We start from the raw sequence: 15,911 nt of genomic DNA on the forward strand, positions 1-15,911 counted from the left end.
CGTTTCTGGTCGGGGGTAGGGGTGTCAGGAGGGACGGGACATCGAGGCCAGCCGTCGGACCGCCTCGCGCAGCACGTCCGGCCGCTTGCAGAACGCGAACCGCACCAACGCGCGACCCTCCCGCGGATCGGCGTAGAACACGGCGTTGGGCACGGCCGCCACCCCGCACCACTCGGGGAGCCGCCGGCAGAAGGCGTACCCGTCCTCGAACCCGAGCGGGCGGACGTCGGCGGTGACGAAGTAGGTGCCGGCCGGGCGGTACACCTCGAACCCGACCGACGTGAGACCGTCGGCGAGGATGTCGCGTCTGCGACGCAGGTCCTGCCGGAGGCCGGTGTAGTAGCCGTCCTCAAGGCGCAGCGCGGCCGCGATCGCGGGCTGGAAGGGGGCGCCGCTGACGAAGGTCAGGTACTGCTTCGCGGTGCGGACCGCGCCGACGAGGTCCGCCGGTCCGGTCGCCCAGCCGATCTTCCAGCCGGTGAGGGCGAACGTCTTGGCCGCCGAGGAGACGGTCACGGTCCGGTCCCGCATGCCGGGCAGGGTGCTGATGGGGATGTGGGTGCCGTCGTACACGAGGTGTTCGTAGACCTCGTCGGCCAGCACGATCAGGTCGTGCTCGACCGCGACCTCGGCGATGCCGCGCAGCTCCGCCGGGCTGAGCACGACACCGGTCGGGTTGTGCGGCGAGTTCAGCAGGATCAGCCGGGTCCGGGGGGTCACGCAGGCCCGCAGCGTGGCTTCGTCGGCCGTGAAGTGCGGCGGGCGCAGGGTCAGCGGGACCAGCGTCGCGCCGGACATCGCGACGCAGGCGGCATAGGAGTCGTAGAACGGCTCCAGGGCGATGACCTCGTCGCCGGGGCCGGTGAAGGCGAGGATGCCGGCCGCGACGGCCTCTGTGGCGCCGGTGGTGACCAGGACCTCGCTGCCGGGGTCCAGCTCGATGCCGTAGAAGCGGCGCTGGTGCTCCGCGATCGCCGCCCGCAGCTCGGGGATGCCGGGGCCGGGCGGGTACTGGTTGTGTCCTGCCCGGATCGCGGCGACGGCGGCCTCCTTGACGACCGTCGGGCCGTCGCTGTCCGGGAACCCCTGCCCGAGGTTGATCGCCCCGTGCTCGGCGGCCAGCGCCGACATCTCGGCGAAGACGGTGGTGCCGAACCCGCGCAGGCGGGGGGTGAGCGCGACGCGTGGCAGCGGCGGGTCAGTGGGTCGCATCGTCCACCTCGATCTCGAACCGGTACCGGGCCAGCAGCCCGGCGATGTCAGCGGCGGCGTCGGCGATCCGGCGCGACGCGAGATAGACGTGGCCGGCGTAGGCCGTGGCGGCGCGCGGGCGGTCGAACATGTCGCCGGGCTGGTAGCGCAGGACGGCCTCGATCACGCCGTCGTGGGCCAGCAGTTCCTCGGCGGAGCTGATCCGGGCGATGCGGCCGGGGCGCGCGGCCAGCGCCAGCCAGGTCACCACGCCGTCGCTGGGCGGTCCGGCCGGTCGGAGCGGCCGGTCCAGCGCCAGGTCGATCGCCCACCCGCGCACGTCGATGCCGTACTGCAGCTGCAGCGCCCGGGGGATGCCGGCGCCGCCGGGCCGGGCCGCCACCTCGCCGACGAGGAGCCCCTGCCGGGTGCCGAAGAACTCGCCGTGGGTGAACCCGTCCGTCAGGCCGAGCGTGCGTGCCGCCGACCGGTGCAGCTCGGCGACCGTCCGCGCCTCGTGCGAGTCGTCCGGCAGGAACGTGGTGCCGTTGGTGTCGCCGAGGCCGTGCAGCAGCGGCTGCGGGTAGCGGCCGACGTGCGCGTACACCTCGGCGCCGCGGGCGAACAGGGCCTCGCAGTGGTATTCCTGAACGACGTCGACGTACTCCTCGACCAGGAACGGACCTTCGCCGGTGAGGTGCCCGCCGCCGCGGAGCCGGTCGAGCTCGGCCCGGTCGGTGAGGCGCCACACGTGCTGGGTGGCGCCGCCGGTGACCGGCTTGCTGACGACGGGCCATCCGAGCTGGTCGGCGGCCGCGGCGACCTCGTCGAGGGTGCGCACCCGGATGTGCCGGGCGACGGGGAGACCGGCGCGATCGAGCCGGCGTTTCATCACGGCCTTGTCGGTGAAGCGGACTGCTTCGCCGAGCCGCGGACCGGGCACGTCGAGCAGGTCCCGCAGGAACCCGGCGGCCACCATCGCCTCCTCCTGCAGCGCCAGGACCGCGGTCGCGCCCGGGTGGGCGGCGGCGACCACGGCCAGGGCGGGCAGGTCCGACAGGCTGGGCACGACATGCACCGGGTAGGTTTCTGCGGCGCGGGTGTCGGCGATCCGCTGCGGCACCACGGAGACGACGTCCTGCACCCCGCTGTCGAGGACCGCCTGTTCCAGCACGGGCGGGTTCGCCGCAACGACGATCACGGTCATGTGGACTCCTTCGTCGTGGCCCGCGCGGGCACGGGCTCGGGCACGGCCCGCGGGCCTGGCGGCTGGAACCGCTGCGACCGGACGCTGGGCAGGTTCGCGGTCAGCAGCACGACGGCGGCCAGCAGTGCGGCGGCGCCGAGCAGGACGGCGGCCGGCCCGAGGACGGCGGCGGCCGCGCCGGCGAGCATCAGGCCGGCCGGGCGCAGCGCCGCCGACGCCAGCCAGTCCAGGGCGTAGACCCGGCCGAGCAGGGCGTCGTCGACCGAGCGCTGCAGCACGGTCGACCAGACGACGCCGCCGAAGCCCATGACGAGCCCGGACACCCCGTGGGCCACTGCGATGCTCCAGGTGGGTGCGGACACCGCGAGCAGGACCAGCACCGGCAGTGCCAGCAGGATCGCGTGGAAGCTCACCAGCAGCGGGCGGGAAGGGCGCAGCCGGCCGGCCAGCAGGCTGCCGGCCAGGGCGCCGACGGTGAAGCAGACCATGACCGTGGCCCACGACGACGCCGGCTCGCCGCGCTGCTCGATCACCACCGGGCCGAGCACCAGGACCGAGCCGAGGAAGAGGAACTGGAACACCCCGAGCAGCGCCAGCGACGGCGGCAGCCACGGTGTGCCGCGCACGTACCGCAGCCCGGCCCGCAGGTCGCGCAGCACGCGCGGGCGGCTTCCGGCGGTGCCGAGCCCGCGGGCGAGCGGGGCGAGCAGCGCGGCGCTGGCCAGGAACGTGGCGGCGTCGATGACGAGCGCGGGCCCGGGTCCGACCGCCGCCACGAGGACCCCCGCGGCGGCGAGCGCGACGACCGACACGACGCTTTCCGAGGCGGTCAGCGTCGAGTTGGCCCGTTGCAGCCGGTCCGGGTCGACGAGCTGCTTGACGAGCCCGGTGCGGGCCGGGCCGTTCAACGCGCTGCCGGCCCCGTGCGCGGCGGCGAGCAGCGCGACCACCCACACCGCCGGGCGGTCCACGATGAACAGGATCCCGAGCAGCGCCTGCGTGACGCAGCGCAGCAGATCCGAGGCGACCATCAGCAGGGCCCGGGACAGGTGGTCGGCGAGCGCGCCGCCGAGCAGGCTGCATCCGGCGTTGGCGGCGGTCTGCGCGGCCAGGACGACACCGAGGTCGCCGATGGTGCCGACGCTCAGCACACCGAATGTCAGCGCGATCGGGGCCATCGCCCCGCCGACCGAGGTGACGCCGCGCGCCAACCACAACCGCCGGAACCGCGCCTCACGTAGCGGACTCCCGGTCGGGCCGGCTCCCGCGATGTCTTCCGGACCGGTCACGCCGGCTCCTGCCGGTACCGGTATTCGACCCGCAGCAGCGCGTCGATCTGGTCGCGCAGGTCGAGCAGGTCCGCGGGCGACTCGCCGACGGCCCGCACGATCGCGACGGTGCTCGTGCCGCCGCGGCTGTCGATCGTGCTGCCGGCCGGGTTCATCAGCGCGAGATGCTCCACACCGGGCAGCGCGACGATGTCGTCCAGACCGCCGACCGCAGTGACGTCGACGATCCCGGCCGGTGGCGGCGGCCAGTAGGTCAGCGCATACCGGGTGAACCGGGGCGGCCCGGCGTCGTCACGGCCGAGCGCGTTCGCCGCGATCACCGCGATGACGTCGAAGCCGGCGGCGTTGCGCATGAGCCGGGCCATCGCGCCACCGAGACGGCCGTTCACCTCGATGACCCGCGGCCCGTCGGCGGTCAGCTTGATCTCGGTGTGGGTGGCGCCGTGGTACGCGCCGACGGCCCGCAGCGCGGCGGTCGCGGCCTCGTGGATCTGCGCCAGCCGCCCGTCCGGGAGGCTGCTCGGCATCAGGTGCCCGACCTCCCGGAACGGCTCGGCCAGGGGCGTCTTGTCGGTGATCGCGAGGTGGACGATCCGTCCCCGGTCGAGCAGCGACTCGACCGACACGTAGTCGCCGAAGCGCGGGTCCTCATGCCAGCGCACCCCCCGCAGTTGCTGCTCCAGGACGAAGGCCGGGTCGGTGCCGCGCAGCCGCTCGTCGGCGTCGAACCCGGCCCACGACGCGGCGACCACCGCCCGCAGCCGCTCAAGGCCGGTGACCCGCTCCACCAGCGCGCTGCCCATCCCGCGCCGGGGCTTGAGCACGGCCGGGAAGCCGACCGCGGCGGCGGCGCCGTCGACGTCGCCGGGCCCCCTGATCTCCGCGAAGGCCGGCACCGGCACCCCGGCGGCGGCCAGCGCCCGGCGTTGCGCGAGCTTGTCGGTCATGGTCTCGGCCGCCCGCACGTCGTGGTGCGGCAGGCCCAGCGTCCGGGCCACCTGGGCGGTGAACCGCAGGGCGAGCTCGCTGTAGGTCACGACGCCACGCACCCCGCGCCCGGCGGCCCACGCCGCCGCCCGTTCAGGCTCGCCGGCCCCCACGACGATCGTGGCGGCCGGGGGGAACGCGTCCAGCGTGGCCGGCGCGTGCTCGGCGAGTATGACGAAGCAGGCGTCCGCGACCCCGGACAGGCTGCGGATCAGCGTGGCCGGGGTTGGGCTGCCCGGGGCGTAGACGACGAGCAGCGGTGGCGGCACCGGCCGCGAATCGAGGTTCGCGCTCATCGCGTCGACCCGCCCGCGCTGACGGCGTCGCGGACCAGCGCCCGCAGCTCCTCGGCGAGCCAGTGGCTGACCGGCAGCGGCAGGATCTTGCGCAGCGCGCCGGGCACCAGGCTTGCCCAGGCCCGGTCGGCGACCGGGGCGCGCAGCCGCCCGCCGGCGGTGTCCGGATCCAGCCCGTGGTGCTCCCGCAGCACGACACCGGCGGCGTAGGCGGTCACCCACAGTTCGAACAGCATCGTCTCGGCGATGACGGCGCGGATCCGTGCCGCGGCCGGCAGTGCGCCGAGACGGGAGCGGAACCGCTCGACGAGCTCCGGGAGGGCGAGGCCGCGCTCGCGGAGCCAGTCGACGGTCTGCGGGGACGTCCACCCGCCGCCGGTCTCCCGCAGGTGGCAGTACGAGCGTGCGTCGCGGGTGGAGAACTGTGGCAGCACCGCCGCGGGCCGCCACACACCGCTGTCCCAGTCATGCGTCGGCAGGCTCGGATCGAAGCACGGCGAGTGCCGCGGGCCGCGGAGGATGTCGTTGCCGAGCAGGCTCGGCAGCTCGATGTGCTCGACCAGGTTCGGCACTGAGACGAGCGGTGTGGTGCCACGCTCGCGCAGGAAGCCGAACAGCAGGTCGGCGTCGGCGACGGCGTCGTCGTCCGCGACACCCGGGGTCGCCATGTGCGCCTGCAGCTGCCGGACCAGCGCCGCGGGCAGCAGCACCGCCTGGCTGGTGTGCAGGTGGTCGACGATCTCGGCCCAGGCATTGCCGCACAGCGCGGCCATCCGAACCGCCTGTGCCGTCTTGGACCCCCACTCGGTGAAGAAGCAGAGCGGCGAGTCCGGCATCGCCGCGACGGCACCGGTGACGTGCTGGCCGAGGTGCGCGGTGCCCCGCACGTCGTCCTGCAGGACCAGGTGGTGGGACGCGTCGCCGGGCATCGCCGACCAGGCGCGCCGGGCCGTCCGCACCGCCGCCGGGGGGCCGTCCGGCCGCGGGTCGAGCACGATCCGGATCGACATGTCCGGGTGGGCGTCGACGAGCCGCTGGGCCGACTCGATCCGGTCCGGGTGGGTCATCACGACAGTGGAGATGCGCGGGATCACGGGTGTCGCTCCATCGGTTGCGGGGTCGGCCGGCCGGCCGCCGGTTGCAGGGCTGGCGGGCCGGCCGCCGTCATGCGCCGCAGGCGGGTGAACGCCTCGGGCGTGATGCTGGTGAAGCACCGTTCGTCGCCGCACGGCAACGCGTGCCGGCGCAGGTGGTCGCGGAGGTCCTCGATGACCGCCGAGGTGGCGCCGTGCAGCCGCCCGGTGCGGGGCAGGAACAGCGCGGCGTGCGGCCCGGCATATGCCGCCTCCGGCCCGGTATGTGCCGCCTCCGGCCCGGTATGCGCCGCCTCGTAGCCGAGGGCGACGACGACCTCGACGAGGTCGGCGCGGCCGGTCACGGGCCCGGCGGCGGCCAGGACCAGCCGGACTCGGTGCGCTGGGCCGAGCGTCGCGCCTGGGTCCACCGTCCAGGCCGACCCGCCGGGGTCGGCGACGACGGGGACCTGTTTCCAGGCGAGCTCGCCAGCCCACCCGGCCAGGACGTCCCGGACCGCGTCGAGAGCGGCCGCGCCCTCGGGCGGGACCGGGCGCAGCGGCGATTTCACCTTCGCCGGGACGCCGGCGGCGAGGCACCCGGCCGGCAGGTCCGCGGCGACGACGGCGCCGGCGGCGACGATCGTGCCGGCGCCGACCCGCACGCCCGGCATGACCGAGCAGTGGTAGCCGAGCCAGACCCCCGGCTCCAGGACGATGGGGGCGAACGTCGCCCGGTAGCCGTCCAGCAGGCGGTGACCGAAGTGGTAGCCGTGCGTCCAGAACGTCACGTCGCTGCCGGTGCCGACGTCGTCGCCGAGGTCCACGGGATGGTTGGCGTTGACGATGGTACGAGGGCCGAGCGCGACCCGGTCGCCGAGCCGCAGCGTCGCGGTCGACTCGGTGGTGCCGCCGTAGCCGACGGTGGCCTCGTGGCCGAGGTACAGCAGGGTGCCGGCGACCAGGCTGCGGCAGACGACCCGGACCTGGTCGCTGATCCGGGCGGCCCGGCCGACCTCGAACGCCTCAGCGGCGAGGACCGTGACACCGGCGCCGATCTCGCTGCGGGGGCCGATCGACAGCCGGCCGGCGCGCAGGTCGCAGCCCCGCCCGATCGTGACGCCGGCGCCCAGGGTGACGGTGTCACCGGCGAGGACGGTCCCCGGGCCGATCGTGCAGCCCGGGCCGATCTCCAGCCGGCCGGCCCTGATGACCACGTCGGGTCCGGCGCCGGCCGCGGCCGGCAAGGGCCGGCGCGGATGGTCGGCGTCGGTGATCGTCAGCGGTGCGGTCACCGCGCGCCCCCGTCCCAGTAGCCCGACCACGCCGGGAACGCGGTGACCTCGGCGACGGACGCGCTGCGGGTGAACTGCATCGCGAGCCGGTCCAGGCCCATGCCCAGGCCGCCGTGCGGCGGGCAACCGGACCGCAGCACCGCCAGCAGCGGCCGCAGCGCCCGCGTGTCGACCCCGACCAGGTCCAGCACGGCGCACTGCAGGTCCGCGTCGGCGATGCGCAGGTCGCCGCTGGCGATCTCGTAACCGTTGAGCACCAGGTCGTAGGAGTGGGTCCGGACGCCGAGGGCGTCGGCGGGGCTCGCCGGCAGGTGATGCGGCAGCGCCATCGGGTGCCGGACGAACCGCGGTCCGCCGTCGTGGTCGGCCTCCGCGAGCGGGAAGTCGTTGACCCAGACGAACGCCAGCTCGTCCGGGTGCGTCCGCAGGTCCGGCCGGTCGGTGCCGTACCGCGCGACGCATTCGACGGCGTCGAGCTGGGGGAACGGCGTCACGCACGGCAGGCCGAGGTCGGCGCACAGCGCGGCGACGAGCCGCTCGACGAGCCGCCGCACCTGCGCCGCGTCGGTCGCCTCCAGCTCGATGTCGGCCTGCACGAACTCCCGCAGGTGGTCCGGGCGCTGCTGGTCCAACGGCTCGTCGCGGAAGCAGTGCGCGAACTGGAAGTACCGGCGGTACCCCGCAGCGATGAGCATCTGCTTGTACAGCTGCGGGGACTGCGCCAGCCAGAGCTTCTGACCGAAGGCGTCCCAGGTGTGGATGTGCCCGGAGCGGTACTCGTCCAGGCGCGGCCCGGCGACCGGCGTGTCCACCTCGAGGAACCCGTCGGCGAGCAGGCCGCGCCGCAGCGATTGGCGGATCGAGTCGCGGGTGCGCAGGTTGTCCTGGATGTGCGGCGCCCGCAGGTGCCGCATCATCGGCGGGATGCGGTACCGGTCTTCGCCGGTGCCCGGCGGCACGGCCTGGGCAGGGACGGACGTCGTCATGCGAATTCCCTTCTCATGGCTCGTACGGCGGCTGAAGCGACGCCGACAGATGGCGGGTGACGTCGTGGAAGGTCGCGGCGACGTCATCGAGGGAGGCCGGCCCGAACACCTCGACGACGTGCGGGCCGGTCATCCCGCCCGCCTCGGCGAGCCGGCGCATCGTCTCGGTGATGTCGGGCTCCGGCCGGCCCGCCACCGACGTCAGGCCGAACGGGCCGGTGGCCGAGCCGCGGTAGCTCACGTGCGTGTACGCGATGTGCCGGCCGACCGCCGCGGCGAACGCCTGCGGTGCCACGCCGCACTTCCAGGCGCTCTTGAAGTCCAGGACGAACGGCACGGCCGGGCCGAGTTGCGCCAGGTGCGCGACGGCCTCGTCCGGGGTGCGCAGCAGCCCGTAGCTGACGTTCTCCAGGCAGTACCGCACGCCGTGCCGGCCGGCGAGCTCGGCCAGCAGGGCGGTCCCCTCGATGTAGCCGCGGCGCAGCGCCGCGCCGTCGTGCGCCAGGTGCCGGGGCGGGCCGTGTGCCACGTAGTGGGTGGCGCCGAGGGTGCCGCAGGCCTCCAGGTAGCGCTCGTAGCGGGCGAACGCCCACCGCCGCTGCCGCCGGTACGGGCTGTACAGCAGGTTCTCGTAGCCGAAGCCGTACGGGTGGACCGAGACGACGCGAACACCGCGGGCGTCGCACCGGGCCCGGAGCTCAGCGAGGAACCGCTCGTCGAGCTCCGGGTCGCACTGCAGGAACACCTCGACCGCGCGCACGCCCATCTCGGCCAGCCGGTCGACCGCGTCCTCGGTCGGCACGTCAAGGTCGTAGAGCGACCCGGTCGACACCGCCACCCCGGTCACCGCCGTGCCCCTGATCGCTCCGACGGCTCCGACGGCTCCGACCGCTCCGACCGTTCCGCCGCCGGTCGCCGCGCCAGCGCCGCCAGGAGCTCGTCCAGTGACGGCGGTTCGGCGGCGGCGGGGCGGAGCTGCTCGGCGAACCGGGCCCGGGCCCGGTGCAGCAGCGCCCGATCACGCGGCAGCGCGTCCGGCCGGTCGAACAGGTGGATGCGGCGCAGCACCGGCCGCAGCAGACCCGGATCGTGCAACGCCATCGGGTAGCAGACCTTGCGCAGGAACAGCGGGTTGCCGGGGTCGGTCACGTCGCGTCCCGGGTCGGCGGCCAGCCGGGCGCGCTCCGCGTCCTCGCCCGAGGCGGCCGCGTAATGCGGTTCGACGCGCGCGGTGAACTCCCGGATCGCGGGGTGCGCCCGCAGCCCGGCATGCCCGGCCCGGCCCGGCGCGCCGGCCAGCAGTTCGGCGAGGCGGTACGCCTGCCACAGTGCCAGCGAGGCGCCCCAGCCCTGCGTCGGGTTGGTGTGGCACAGCGCGTCGCCGATCGGCACGACGCCGGCCGGGTGGGTGTCGGGGGTGGCACCGAAGCGGCGCAGCGTGTTGCGCAGCCCGCCCATCGCGTGCACGGCGGAGATCGGCTCCGCCCGGTCGGCCGCGACCAGCTCCGCCAGCCGCGGGATCCGGGCAGCGACGAACATCCAGGCCGACGCGTCTCGCAGGACGCGCAGCGCCCGGTTGCCGCCGGCGGTGTTCATCGTGACGACGAACCCGCCGGAGTCCTCCGGCAGCACCGAGAACCGCAGGTAGCCGAGGTCGCCGGTGGGGCCGAAGAAACCCTCGGCCGGGTCCCACCGCCGGCCGTCGCGATGCCGGAAGTGCCGGCAGTAGTACAGGGTGCCGGACGGCTGGGTGACCTCGGCCGGGCGGGGGAAGCCCAGCCCGGTCAGCCACCGCGGCAGGTCGGACATGCGGCCGGAGGCGTCGACGACCAGGTCCGCCTCGACCCGTTCGCCGGACGCGAGGCGGACACCGGCGCACGCGGTGGTGTGGCCGGCCGAGCGCCGTGGCAGGAGGCCGGTGACCCGCTGCCCGAACCGGCGGACGACGCCCGGCTCGGCGGTCAGCGCCCGCGTGAGCGCCCGGTCCAGGACGTGCCGGCGCATCTGGATGCTGACCATGCCGGCGTCGTCCGGCCGCCGGTCCTCCTCGGACAGCCGTGCGGAGAAGTCGATCTCCTCCGCGCCCGCCGCCCGCAGCGCGGTGAGCACGTCCGGCGCGACCTGCGACAGCACGCGATGGGCGAGGCCGTGGAAGCTGTGCCCCTGCGCCCGCTGCGGCAGGCCGGGCCGGGCGCCGTCCATCGCGGTGTCGTCACCGGGTCCGATGCTCTGCGCCGGGTCCGGCTCCACGATCGTCACGTGGTGCCCGGCGCGGGCGAGGAAGAGGGCCGAGGCCTGCCCCGCGACGCCGGACCCGGCCACGACGATGTCCGCCACGGCGTTACCTCGGCGCGCCGGCGAGCCAGCCGGCGTTGCCGGCCCGGCGGTAGCGCACGTGCGCCGGCCACTGGGTGTCCTCGAGCAGGCCGTAGTTGTCCAGGACGAACAGCGGCGCATCCCGCGCGGCGGTGAGCAGGCCGACGAACCGAGGGTCGAGGAACGCGTCGTGGTCGGTGACGACGAGCGCGGTCCCGGCGGTCGCCAGCGCCGTCTCCGGGTCGGGCATCGCGGGGCTGCCGGTGATCCGCTCGATCTCCTCCGGCGTGTACAGCGGGTCGTGGATCGAGTGCGGCACACCGAGCTCGCGCAGCCGGGCCGCGATCTCGATGGTGGGGCTCAGCGTCGCCACCTTGATCCCGCCCTTGTACGCGAGGCCGAACACGGCGACCGGGCCCTGCCAGGCGACGGCGTTGGCGACGATCCTGCGCATCCGGTTGTCCGTGTCCACGGCGGCGGACAGCAGCGAGAGCTTGTCCGCGTGGTGCTGGGCGCCCTGCAACAGGTACCGGCTGGACAGCGGCACGCAGTACCCGCCGGTGCCGAAGCTGGGGTGGATGAGCTGGACGTTCCACTTCGTCGCGGCCAGGCGCAGCACCTCGGCCAGGTCGACCTGGGGGTAGGCGAGGGTCAGCTGGTTGGCCATCGTGATGATGACGTGCCGGTAGGCGTTCTCCACGCACTTGACCAGCTCACCCTCGACGTGGCTGTTGGCGCGGTGCAGCCGTCGGCACAGGATCGACAGGACCCCGTGCGCGGCCTCGGCCGAGTTGGGTCCGACGCCGCCGAAGACCCGGTCGAGCTCGCGCAGGTTCTTGTCGCTCTCGGTCAGCCAGTCCCGCCGCGGCGCGAGGGCGAGCAGGAGGTCCTTGTCCGGCACGAGACCGGCGGCTTCGATCACCGGCAGCAGCACGTCGGTCGTGGTGCCGGGGGTGAGCGTCGACTCGATGATGACCAGCGGCGGCTGGTCCCGGCCCGGTTTCGTGGCCCGGGCGAGCCGCCCGATCACGTCGGCCAGCGCGTCGAGCCACGGCTCGGCCTGCCGCTCGGTCGGCACGGCGACGAAGTGCACCAGCACGTCGTCGCCGAGCGGCACGGTGACGTCATCGGTCAGCTCGACCGCGGCACTGGTGATCCCGGCCGCGAGCCGGGTCACCTGGAGCTGGTCGGTGTCGTACCCGCAGGTGCGGATCCGGTTGTCGGCGAGGGCCAGGACGGTCGACGCGCCGATGTACCCGATGCCCCACACCGCCGCGCGGTGCCGCCCCGAGATGAGCGCCTCGCGGTAGGTGGCCCCGATGCCGGTCATGTCGGCCTCGGGCTGCTCCTCAATCTGTGTACTCATGGGGTCCCTCCAACGCGTGTGGCCTGTTTCGGCGGAAGCTGGTTCAGGTGGCGGTGAGGAAGGGCAGCCCGCCGCAGGTCCTGACGAGCCGGAACGCTTCCGCTGCGGCGGCGCCGATCTCAAACCCGCGGGCCGCGTCGCGGGCCTCGGCCTGCTGGCTGTCCAGCCTGCGGTGCCCCTGCCCGGCGTAGTTGTAGAACTCGATGGAGCGCCGTTTCGCCTCGACGGCGGGCGGCGGCAGGGGTACGTAGACGTTGGGGACGAACTCCGCGTACCGCACGGTCCTGGTCTCGTTCGGTCCGAACTGCAGCAGCGTGACGTCGCCCCACCGCCGGGACGAGGCGATGGCCGCCCGTGCGGTGCGGGCGTGGTCGGCGTGCGAGTCGCCGTCCCAGTGCGTCGCCACCGCCCGCGGCCGGACCGCGTCGACCAGCTCGTCGAGCCGCCGGACGAGCAGCGCCTCCGGGATCTGCTCGACCTGTTCACGCGCGTCGCCCGGCAGCCAGTGCAGGCGGTGCCCGAGCACCGCGGCGGCGGACTCGGCGGCCGCGACCCGCTGCGCGGCGGCCGCGGCGGAGAATTCGGAGACCGCGACGACGCAGACGGCGACGTCGGTGCCGCGCTCGTGCAGCTGGGCGATCGTGCCGCCCATCGCTAGCTCGGCGTCGTCCGGGTGCGCCGCGATCACCAGCAGGCCGGTCACGTCGAGCCTTTCGCGGCGCTGGCCAGCACCCCGTCGAAGCGTTCGACGAACTGGCCGAGCTCGGCGGCGCCCGGCCAGTTCGCCTGCTCCAGGGACTCCCGCAGCCCCTTGCAACGGTCGGCGAAGACGGGCGCGGCGACCCCGGCCAGGCTCGCGCCGACGAGAACGACCTTCACCCAGGTCGACTGGTACATGTTGCAGCCGTCCAGCCGCGCGCCGCTGAGGTCCGACTGGCTGAACCTGCTGTACGCGCAGTTCGCCGAGGTCAGGTCCGCCCGCCGCAGGTCCGCCGCCAGGTACGCCTGGACGAGGGTCGCGCCCCGCAGGTCGGCCTCGGCGAGAATCATGCCCTTGGGCGGGTCGCCGGTCAGCATCGCCCGGTAGAGGTTCGCGCCGCGCAGGCACGCCCGCGTCATGGTGCTGTCCCGCACGGTCATGCAGCGACCCGTGAAAGCGGTCAGGTCGGCGCCGGACAGGTCCGACTCCACAATGGAGAGATTCTCGCCCTTCGCCGATACCAGTGAGGCGTCGTGCAGGTCGCACCGCCGCACGGAGGCGCCGCTGAGCGACGCGCCGGGCATCAGTACACCCGGAGCGGTCACCCGCAACATGCGGGCGTTGGTGAGGTCGGCGTTGGTGAAATCGGCGCCGGTGAGCGAGCAGGCGACCAGGTCCGCGTCGGGCGCCTTCAGGCCGTCCGCGCGCAGCCCGCGGCCGTTCACGCCCTCCAGGCGCAGCAACGGCAGTCCCGCACCGGACAGCGTGAGCTCGTCGGCGCAGGTGAGCCGCTGCAACTGCACACCGCGGCCGGAGCTTCGCGCCAGCGACGCGGCACGTAGGCTCGACTTCGTGATCGTGAGCTGGTCCAGCAGCGCCTCGTCGAGCCGGGCGCCGTCCAGCATGCACTCGTTGATCGTGGCGCCCTGCAGGTTCGCGCGGCTCAGGTCGCTGTCGGACAGGTCGCACTGGTAGAACGCGGCACCCGCGAGTTGGCTGCCGCTGAGCCGCACGTCGCGCATGGAGCAGCCGTGGAACAGCGTGCCGGTGGCGTCCTTGAGGTCCGTCATGTCCGCGCCGTCGAAGTTGCAGGTCTGGGACGCCAGTGCGTGCACGTACGCCGACCGCAGGATCGCCCTGGACAGGTCGGTGCGTTCCATGCCCGGGCAGACCATCGTCACCGAGGTGAGGTCGGCGCCGACCAGCCGCGTGCCGTGCAGCAACGCCCGGCTCAGCGTCGCCCCGCGCAGGTCGAGTCCGGACAGGTCGAGCCCCGACAGGTCCGCCTCGCGCAGGTCGAGGCCCCGGCCGGTCGTGTCGAGCAGCCGCTGCGTCAGCTCCGCGACGGTCTTCTCCGTCTCGGTCCGCTCCGGCAGGGCGACCGCGTCCCGAAGGAACGATCCGTGCGACTGGTGTACCACTGTGAACCACCCATCCATGTCGACTGCTGTGTACGGCGTGTACGGCGTGTGGCCTGGTGCTGGCGGGCGGCTACCGGATGCGGTGCACGCGGCCGGCCTCCGGGTGCAGCACGAGCTGCCGCGCGGCCCGCCGATCGGTCTTGCCGGTCTGCCCCAGGGGGATCTCGCGGATCTCGTGGAACACGTCGGGCACCTTCGCCGGCTCCAGCCGGCCGCGTCCCCAGACGCGCATGCGTTCGGCGGTGAGACGGGCCGCCGGCCCGGCGGCCCGGTCCGGGACGATCAGCAGGTGGACCCGCTCGCCGAACACGGCGTCCGGGACGCCGACCGCGATCACCTCCGCGCAGCCGGGACAGCCGGCGTACGCGTTCTCGATCTCCAGTGGGGAGAGCTTGATCCCGCCGCGGCTGATCAGCGTCTTGCTGCGGCCGGCGAGCTCGACCCGGCCGTCCGCGCGGAGCCGGCCCAGGTCGCCGGTGTAGAGCCAGCCGTCGCGGACCGCCGCCGCGGTGGCCGCGGCGTCGCCCAGGTAGCCGGTCATCAGATACGGGGTGTGCAGGGCGAGCTCACCGACCTCGCCCGGCGGGACCGGCTGCCGGTGTTCGTCGACGACCGCCGCCGTCACGTTGGGGGAGGGCCGGCCGATGGTGCCGGCCGCCTTGTCGTACTCCTGCGGCGGCACGATGAAGTCCGACGTGCAGCTTTCGCTCAGACCGTAGACGTCCGCGATCCGCGAGCCGGGCAGCAGGCGCCCCAGTCCTTCGCCGACCGCCGGTGGCAGTACCTCGCCGCCGCAGATCCACAGCGGCGCGGGCCGGCTACCGCCCGTGCCCTCGGCCGGCGCGTCCCGCAGCAGCATCCGTGCCATCGTCGGCACGACGGCGATCCGTGCGACGTCGGACTCCACCAGGGTGCGCAGCACGTCGCCGGTGTCGAACCGCTCCCGCAGCAGCAGGGTCGCGCCGGACAGCAGCGTCAGCAGCGACGTCCACTGCCCGAAGCTGAAGTGCGGCTGCAGGACCTGCAGCGTGGTGCTGCCGGCGGGGAACGGCAGGACCGTCGCGATCGTGGCGAGCTTGCCGATGAACGCGGCGTGCGAGAGCACCACACCCTTCGGCTGCGCGGTGGAGCCGGACGTGAACACGACGAGGGCCTGGTCGCTGTCGAGCGGCGCGGGCGTGGCCGAGGGCCCGGTGCCGACCGGGTGGACCTGAGCCGCCTCGCCCGCGTGCTCGACCGGTCCGGACCACGCGGCCGGCACGTCCTGCCCTACCAGCAGGCGGGCGCCGGTCTGCGCCGCGATCGCGGCGAGCCGCGCGGCCGGGGTGCCGCGGTGGACCGGGACGACGACGAGCCCCGCGTGCCAGGCAGCCACCTGGGCGACATAGTCACCGGGCCGGTTGCTCACCGGGACGATCGCGGCCACGGACCGCGGGCCGGCCGCGCGAATCTCCTCGGCCAGCTTCCGCACCTGCGCGCCGAACTGGGCGTAGGTGACCCGGTGCGGGCCGGACACCAACGCGACGGCGTCCGCGTACCGCTCGGTGGCGTCCAGTATCCGTGTGTCGAGTCGCATGGCGTCGCCTTTCGCGGCTGGGCCGACCTGGTCATCAGGTCCGTCGGCGTCCGACCCAGGTTCGGCGACGGCGACCCGCGACGTCCTGAGTAGTCGGTACTCAATCGAAAGGGATCAATCAGTCATGGTCGTAGGAACTGGACGAGGGTGTGTATACCGGGAGTTCCGAGTGGGCCGGCACAGGTCAGCGCCCACTCGGACACCGCTG

At 74.2% G+C, this 15,911-nt stretch carries 13 protein-coding genes; all 13 read right to left on the minus strand.

Annotated elements, in window-relative coordinates; all coding sequences use genetic code 11:
- Nucleotides 1–24: 24 nt before the first annotated feature.
- The 13 genes from ACFPIJ_RS58510 to ACFPIJ_RS58570 are packed head-to-tail and all read right to left on the minus strand — an operon-like array spanning nucleotide 25 to nucleotide 15,703.
- Nucleotides 25–1,212, minus strand: a complete 1,188-nt coding sequence (locus ACFPIJ_RS58510) for a pyridoxal phosphate-dependent aminotransferase (RefSeq protein WP_380128226.1) — start codon at nucleotides 1,210–1,212, stop codon at nucleotides 25–27.
- Nucleotides 1,199–2,398, minus strand: coding sequence for an ATP-grasp domain-containing protein (locus tag ACFPIJ_RS58515; RefSeq protein ID WP_380128227.1), 1,200 nt, complete (start codon nucleotides 2,396–2,398; stop codon nucleotides 1,199–1,201). The genes ACFPIJ_RS58510 and ACFPIJ_RS58515 overlap by 14 nt, the downstream gene beginning before the upstream one ends.
- A complete protein-coding gene (locus ACFPIJ_RS58520) occupies nucleotides 2,395–3,687 on the minus strand; it encodes an MFS transporter (RefSeq protein WP_380128228.1) in 1,293 nt (430 codons plus the stop codon). The genes ACFPIJ_RS58515 and ACFPIJ_RS58520 overlap by 4 nt, the downstream gene beginning before the upstream one ends.
- Entirely contained in the window at nucleotides 3,684–4,970 is a 1,287-nt protein-coding gene (locus tag ACFPIJ_RS58525; protein ID WP_380128229.1) for an ATP-grasp domain-containing protein, read from the minus strand. Before ACFPIJ_RS58525 ends, ACFPIJ_RS58520 begins: the two co-directional genes overlap by 4 nt.
- Complete coding sequence (locus ACFPIJ_RS58530) at nucleotides 4,967–6,064, minus strand: hypothetical protein (protein ID WP_380128230.1); 1,098 nt, start codon at nucleotides 6,062–6,064, stop codon at nucleotides 4,967–4,969. Before ACFPIJ_RS58530 ends, ACFPIJ_RS58525 begins: the two co-directional genes overlap by 4 nt.
- Nucleotides 6,061–7,338 carry an acyltransferase gene (locus tag ACFPIJ_RS58535; RefSeq protein ID WP_380128231.1) on the minus strand — a complete coding sequence of 426 codons (1,278 nt, stop codon included), beginning with the start codon at nucleotides 7,336–7,338 and terminating at the stop codon, nucleotides 6,061–6,063. Before ACFPIJ_RS58535 ends, ACFPIJ_RS58530 begins: the two co-directional genes overlap by 4 nt.
- Nucleotides 7,335–8,324, minus strand: coding sequence for an amino acid--tRNA ligase-related protein (locus ACFPIJ_RS58540; protein ID WP_380128232.1), 990 nt, complete (start codon nucleotides 8,322–8,324; stop codon nucleotides 7,335–7,337). The genes ACFPIJ_RS58535 and ACFPIJ_RS58540 overlap by 4 nt, the downstream gene beginning before the upstream one ends.
- Before the next feature lie 13 nt (nucleotides 8,325–8,337).
- Nucleotides 8,338–9,171 (minus strand): sugar phosphate isomerase/epimerase family protein, encoded by an 834-nt coding sequence (locus ACFPIJ_RS58545; protein ID WP_380128233.1) that lies wholly within the window; start codon nucleotides 9,169–9,171, stop codon nucleotides 8,338–8,340.
- A complete protein-coding gene (locus ACFPIJ_RS58550; RefSeq protein ID WP_380128234.1) occupies nucleotides 9,168–10,661 on the minus strand; it encodes an FAD-dependent oxidoreductase in 1,494 nt (497 codons plus the stop codon). Before ACFPIJ_RS58550 ends, ACFPIJ_RS58545 begins: the two co-directional genes overlap by 4 nt.
- 4 nt (nucleotides 10,662–10,665) lie before the next feature.
- On the minus strand, nucleotides 10,666–12,006 hold the full coding sequence (locus tag ACFPIJ_RS58555; RefSeq protein ID WP_380128235.1) for a UDP binding domain-containing protein: 1,341 nt from the start codon (nucleotides 12,004–12,006) through the stop codon (nucleotides 10,666–10,668).
- A 43-nt stretch (nucleotides 12,007–12,049) separates the two neighbouring features.
- Entirely contained in the window at nucleotides 12,050–12,709 is a 660-nt protein-coding gene (locus ACFPIJ_RS58560; RefSeq protein ID WP_380128236.1) for a PIG-L deacetylase family protein, read from the minus strand.
- Nucleotides 12,706–14,145, minus strand: coding sequence for a pentapeptide repeat-containing protein (locus ACFPIJ_RS58565; protein ID WP_380128237.1), 1,440 nt, complete (start codon nucleotides 14,143–14,145; stop codon nucleotides 12,706–12,708). The genes ACFPIJ_RS58560 and ACFPIJ_RS58565 overlap by 4 nt, the downstream gene beginning before the upstream one ends.
- A gap of 52 nt (nucleotides 14,146–14,197) precedes the next feature.
- Nucleotides 14,198–15,703, minus strand: a complete 1,506-nt coding sequence (locus ACFPIJ_RS58570) for a class I adenylate-forming enzyme family protein (RefSeq protein ID WP_380128238.1) — start codon at nucleotides 15,701–15,703, stop codon at nucleotides 14,198–14,200.
- Between the last annotated feature and the right edge of the window lie 208 nt (nucleotides 15,704–15,911).

It is taken from the genome of Dactylosporangium cerinum (assembly GCF_042653625.1).
Classification (GTDB): Bacteria; Actinomycetota; Actinomycetes; order Mycobacteriales; family Micromonosporaceae; genus Dactylosporangium; species Dactylosporangium cerinum.

Coding starts and splice junctions, on each gene's coding strand:
- ACFPIJ_RS58510 (WP_380128226.1), bottom strand. CDS start 1,212: ATGCGACCCACTGACCCGCCGCTGCCACGCGTCGCGCTCACCCCCCGC.
- ACFPIJ_RS58515 (WP_380128227.1), bottom strand. CDS start 2,398: ATGACCGTGATCGTCGTTGCGGCGAACCCGCCCGTGCTGGAACAGGCG.
- ACFPIJ_RS58525 (WP_380128229.1), bottom strand. CDS start 4,970: ATGAGCGCGAACCTCGATTCGCGGCCGGTGCCGCCACCGCTGCTCGTC.
- ACFPIJ_RS58540 (WP_380128232.1), bottom strand. CDS start 8,324: ATGACGACGTCCGTCCCTGCCCAGGCCGTGCCGCCGGGCACCGGCGAA.
- ACFPIJ_RS58555 (WP_380128235.1), bottom strand. CDS start 12,006: ATGAGTACACAGATTGAGGAGCAGCCCGAGGCCGACATGACCGGCATC.
- ACFPIJ_RS58565 (WP_380128237.1), bottom strand. CDS start 14,145: ATGGATGGGTGGTTCACAGTGGTACACCAGTCGCACGGATCGTTCCTT.
- ACFPIJ_RS58570 (WP_380128238.1), bottom strand. CDS start 15,703: ATGCGACTCGACACACGGATACTGGACGCCACCGAGCGGTACGCGGAC.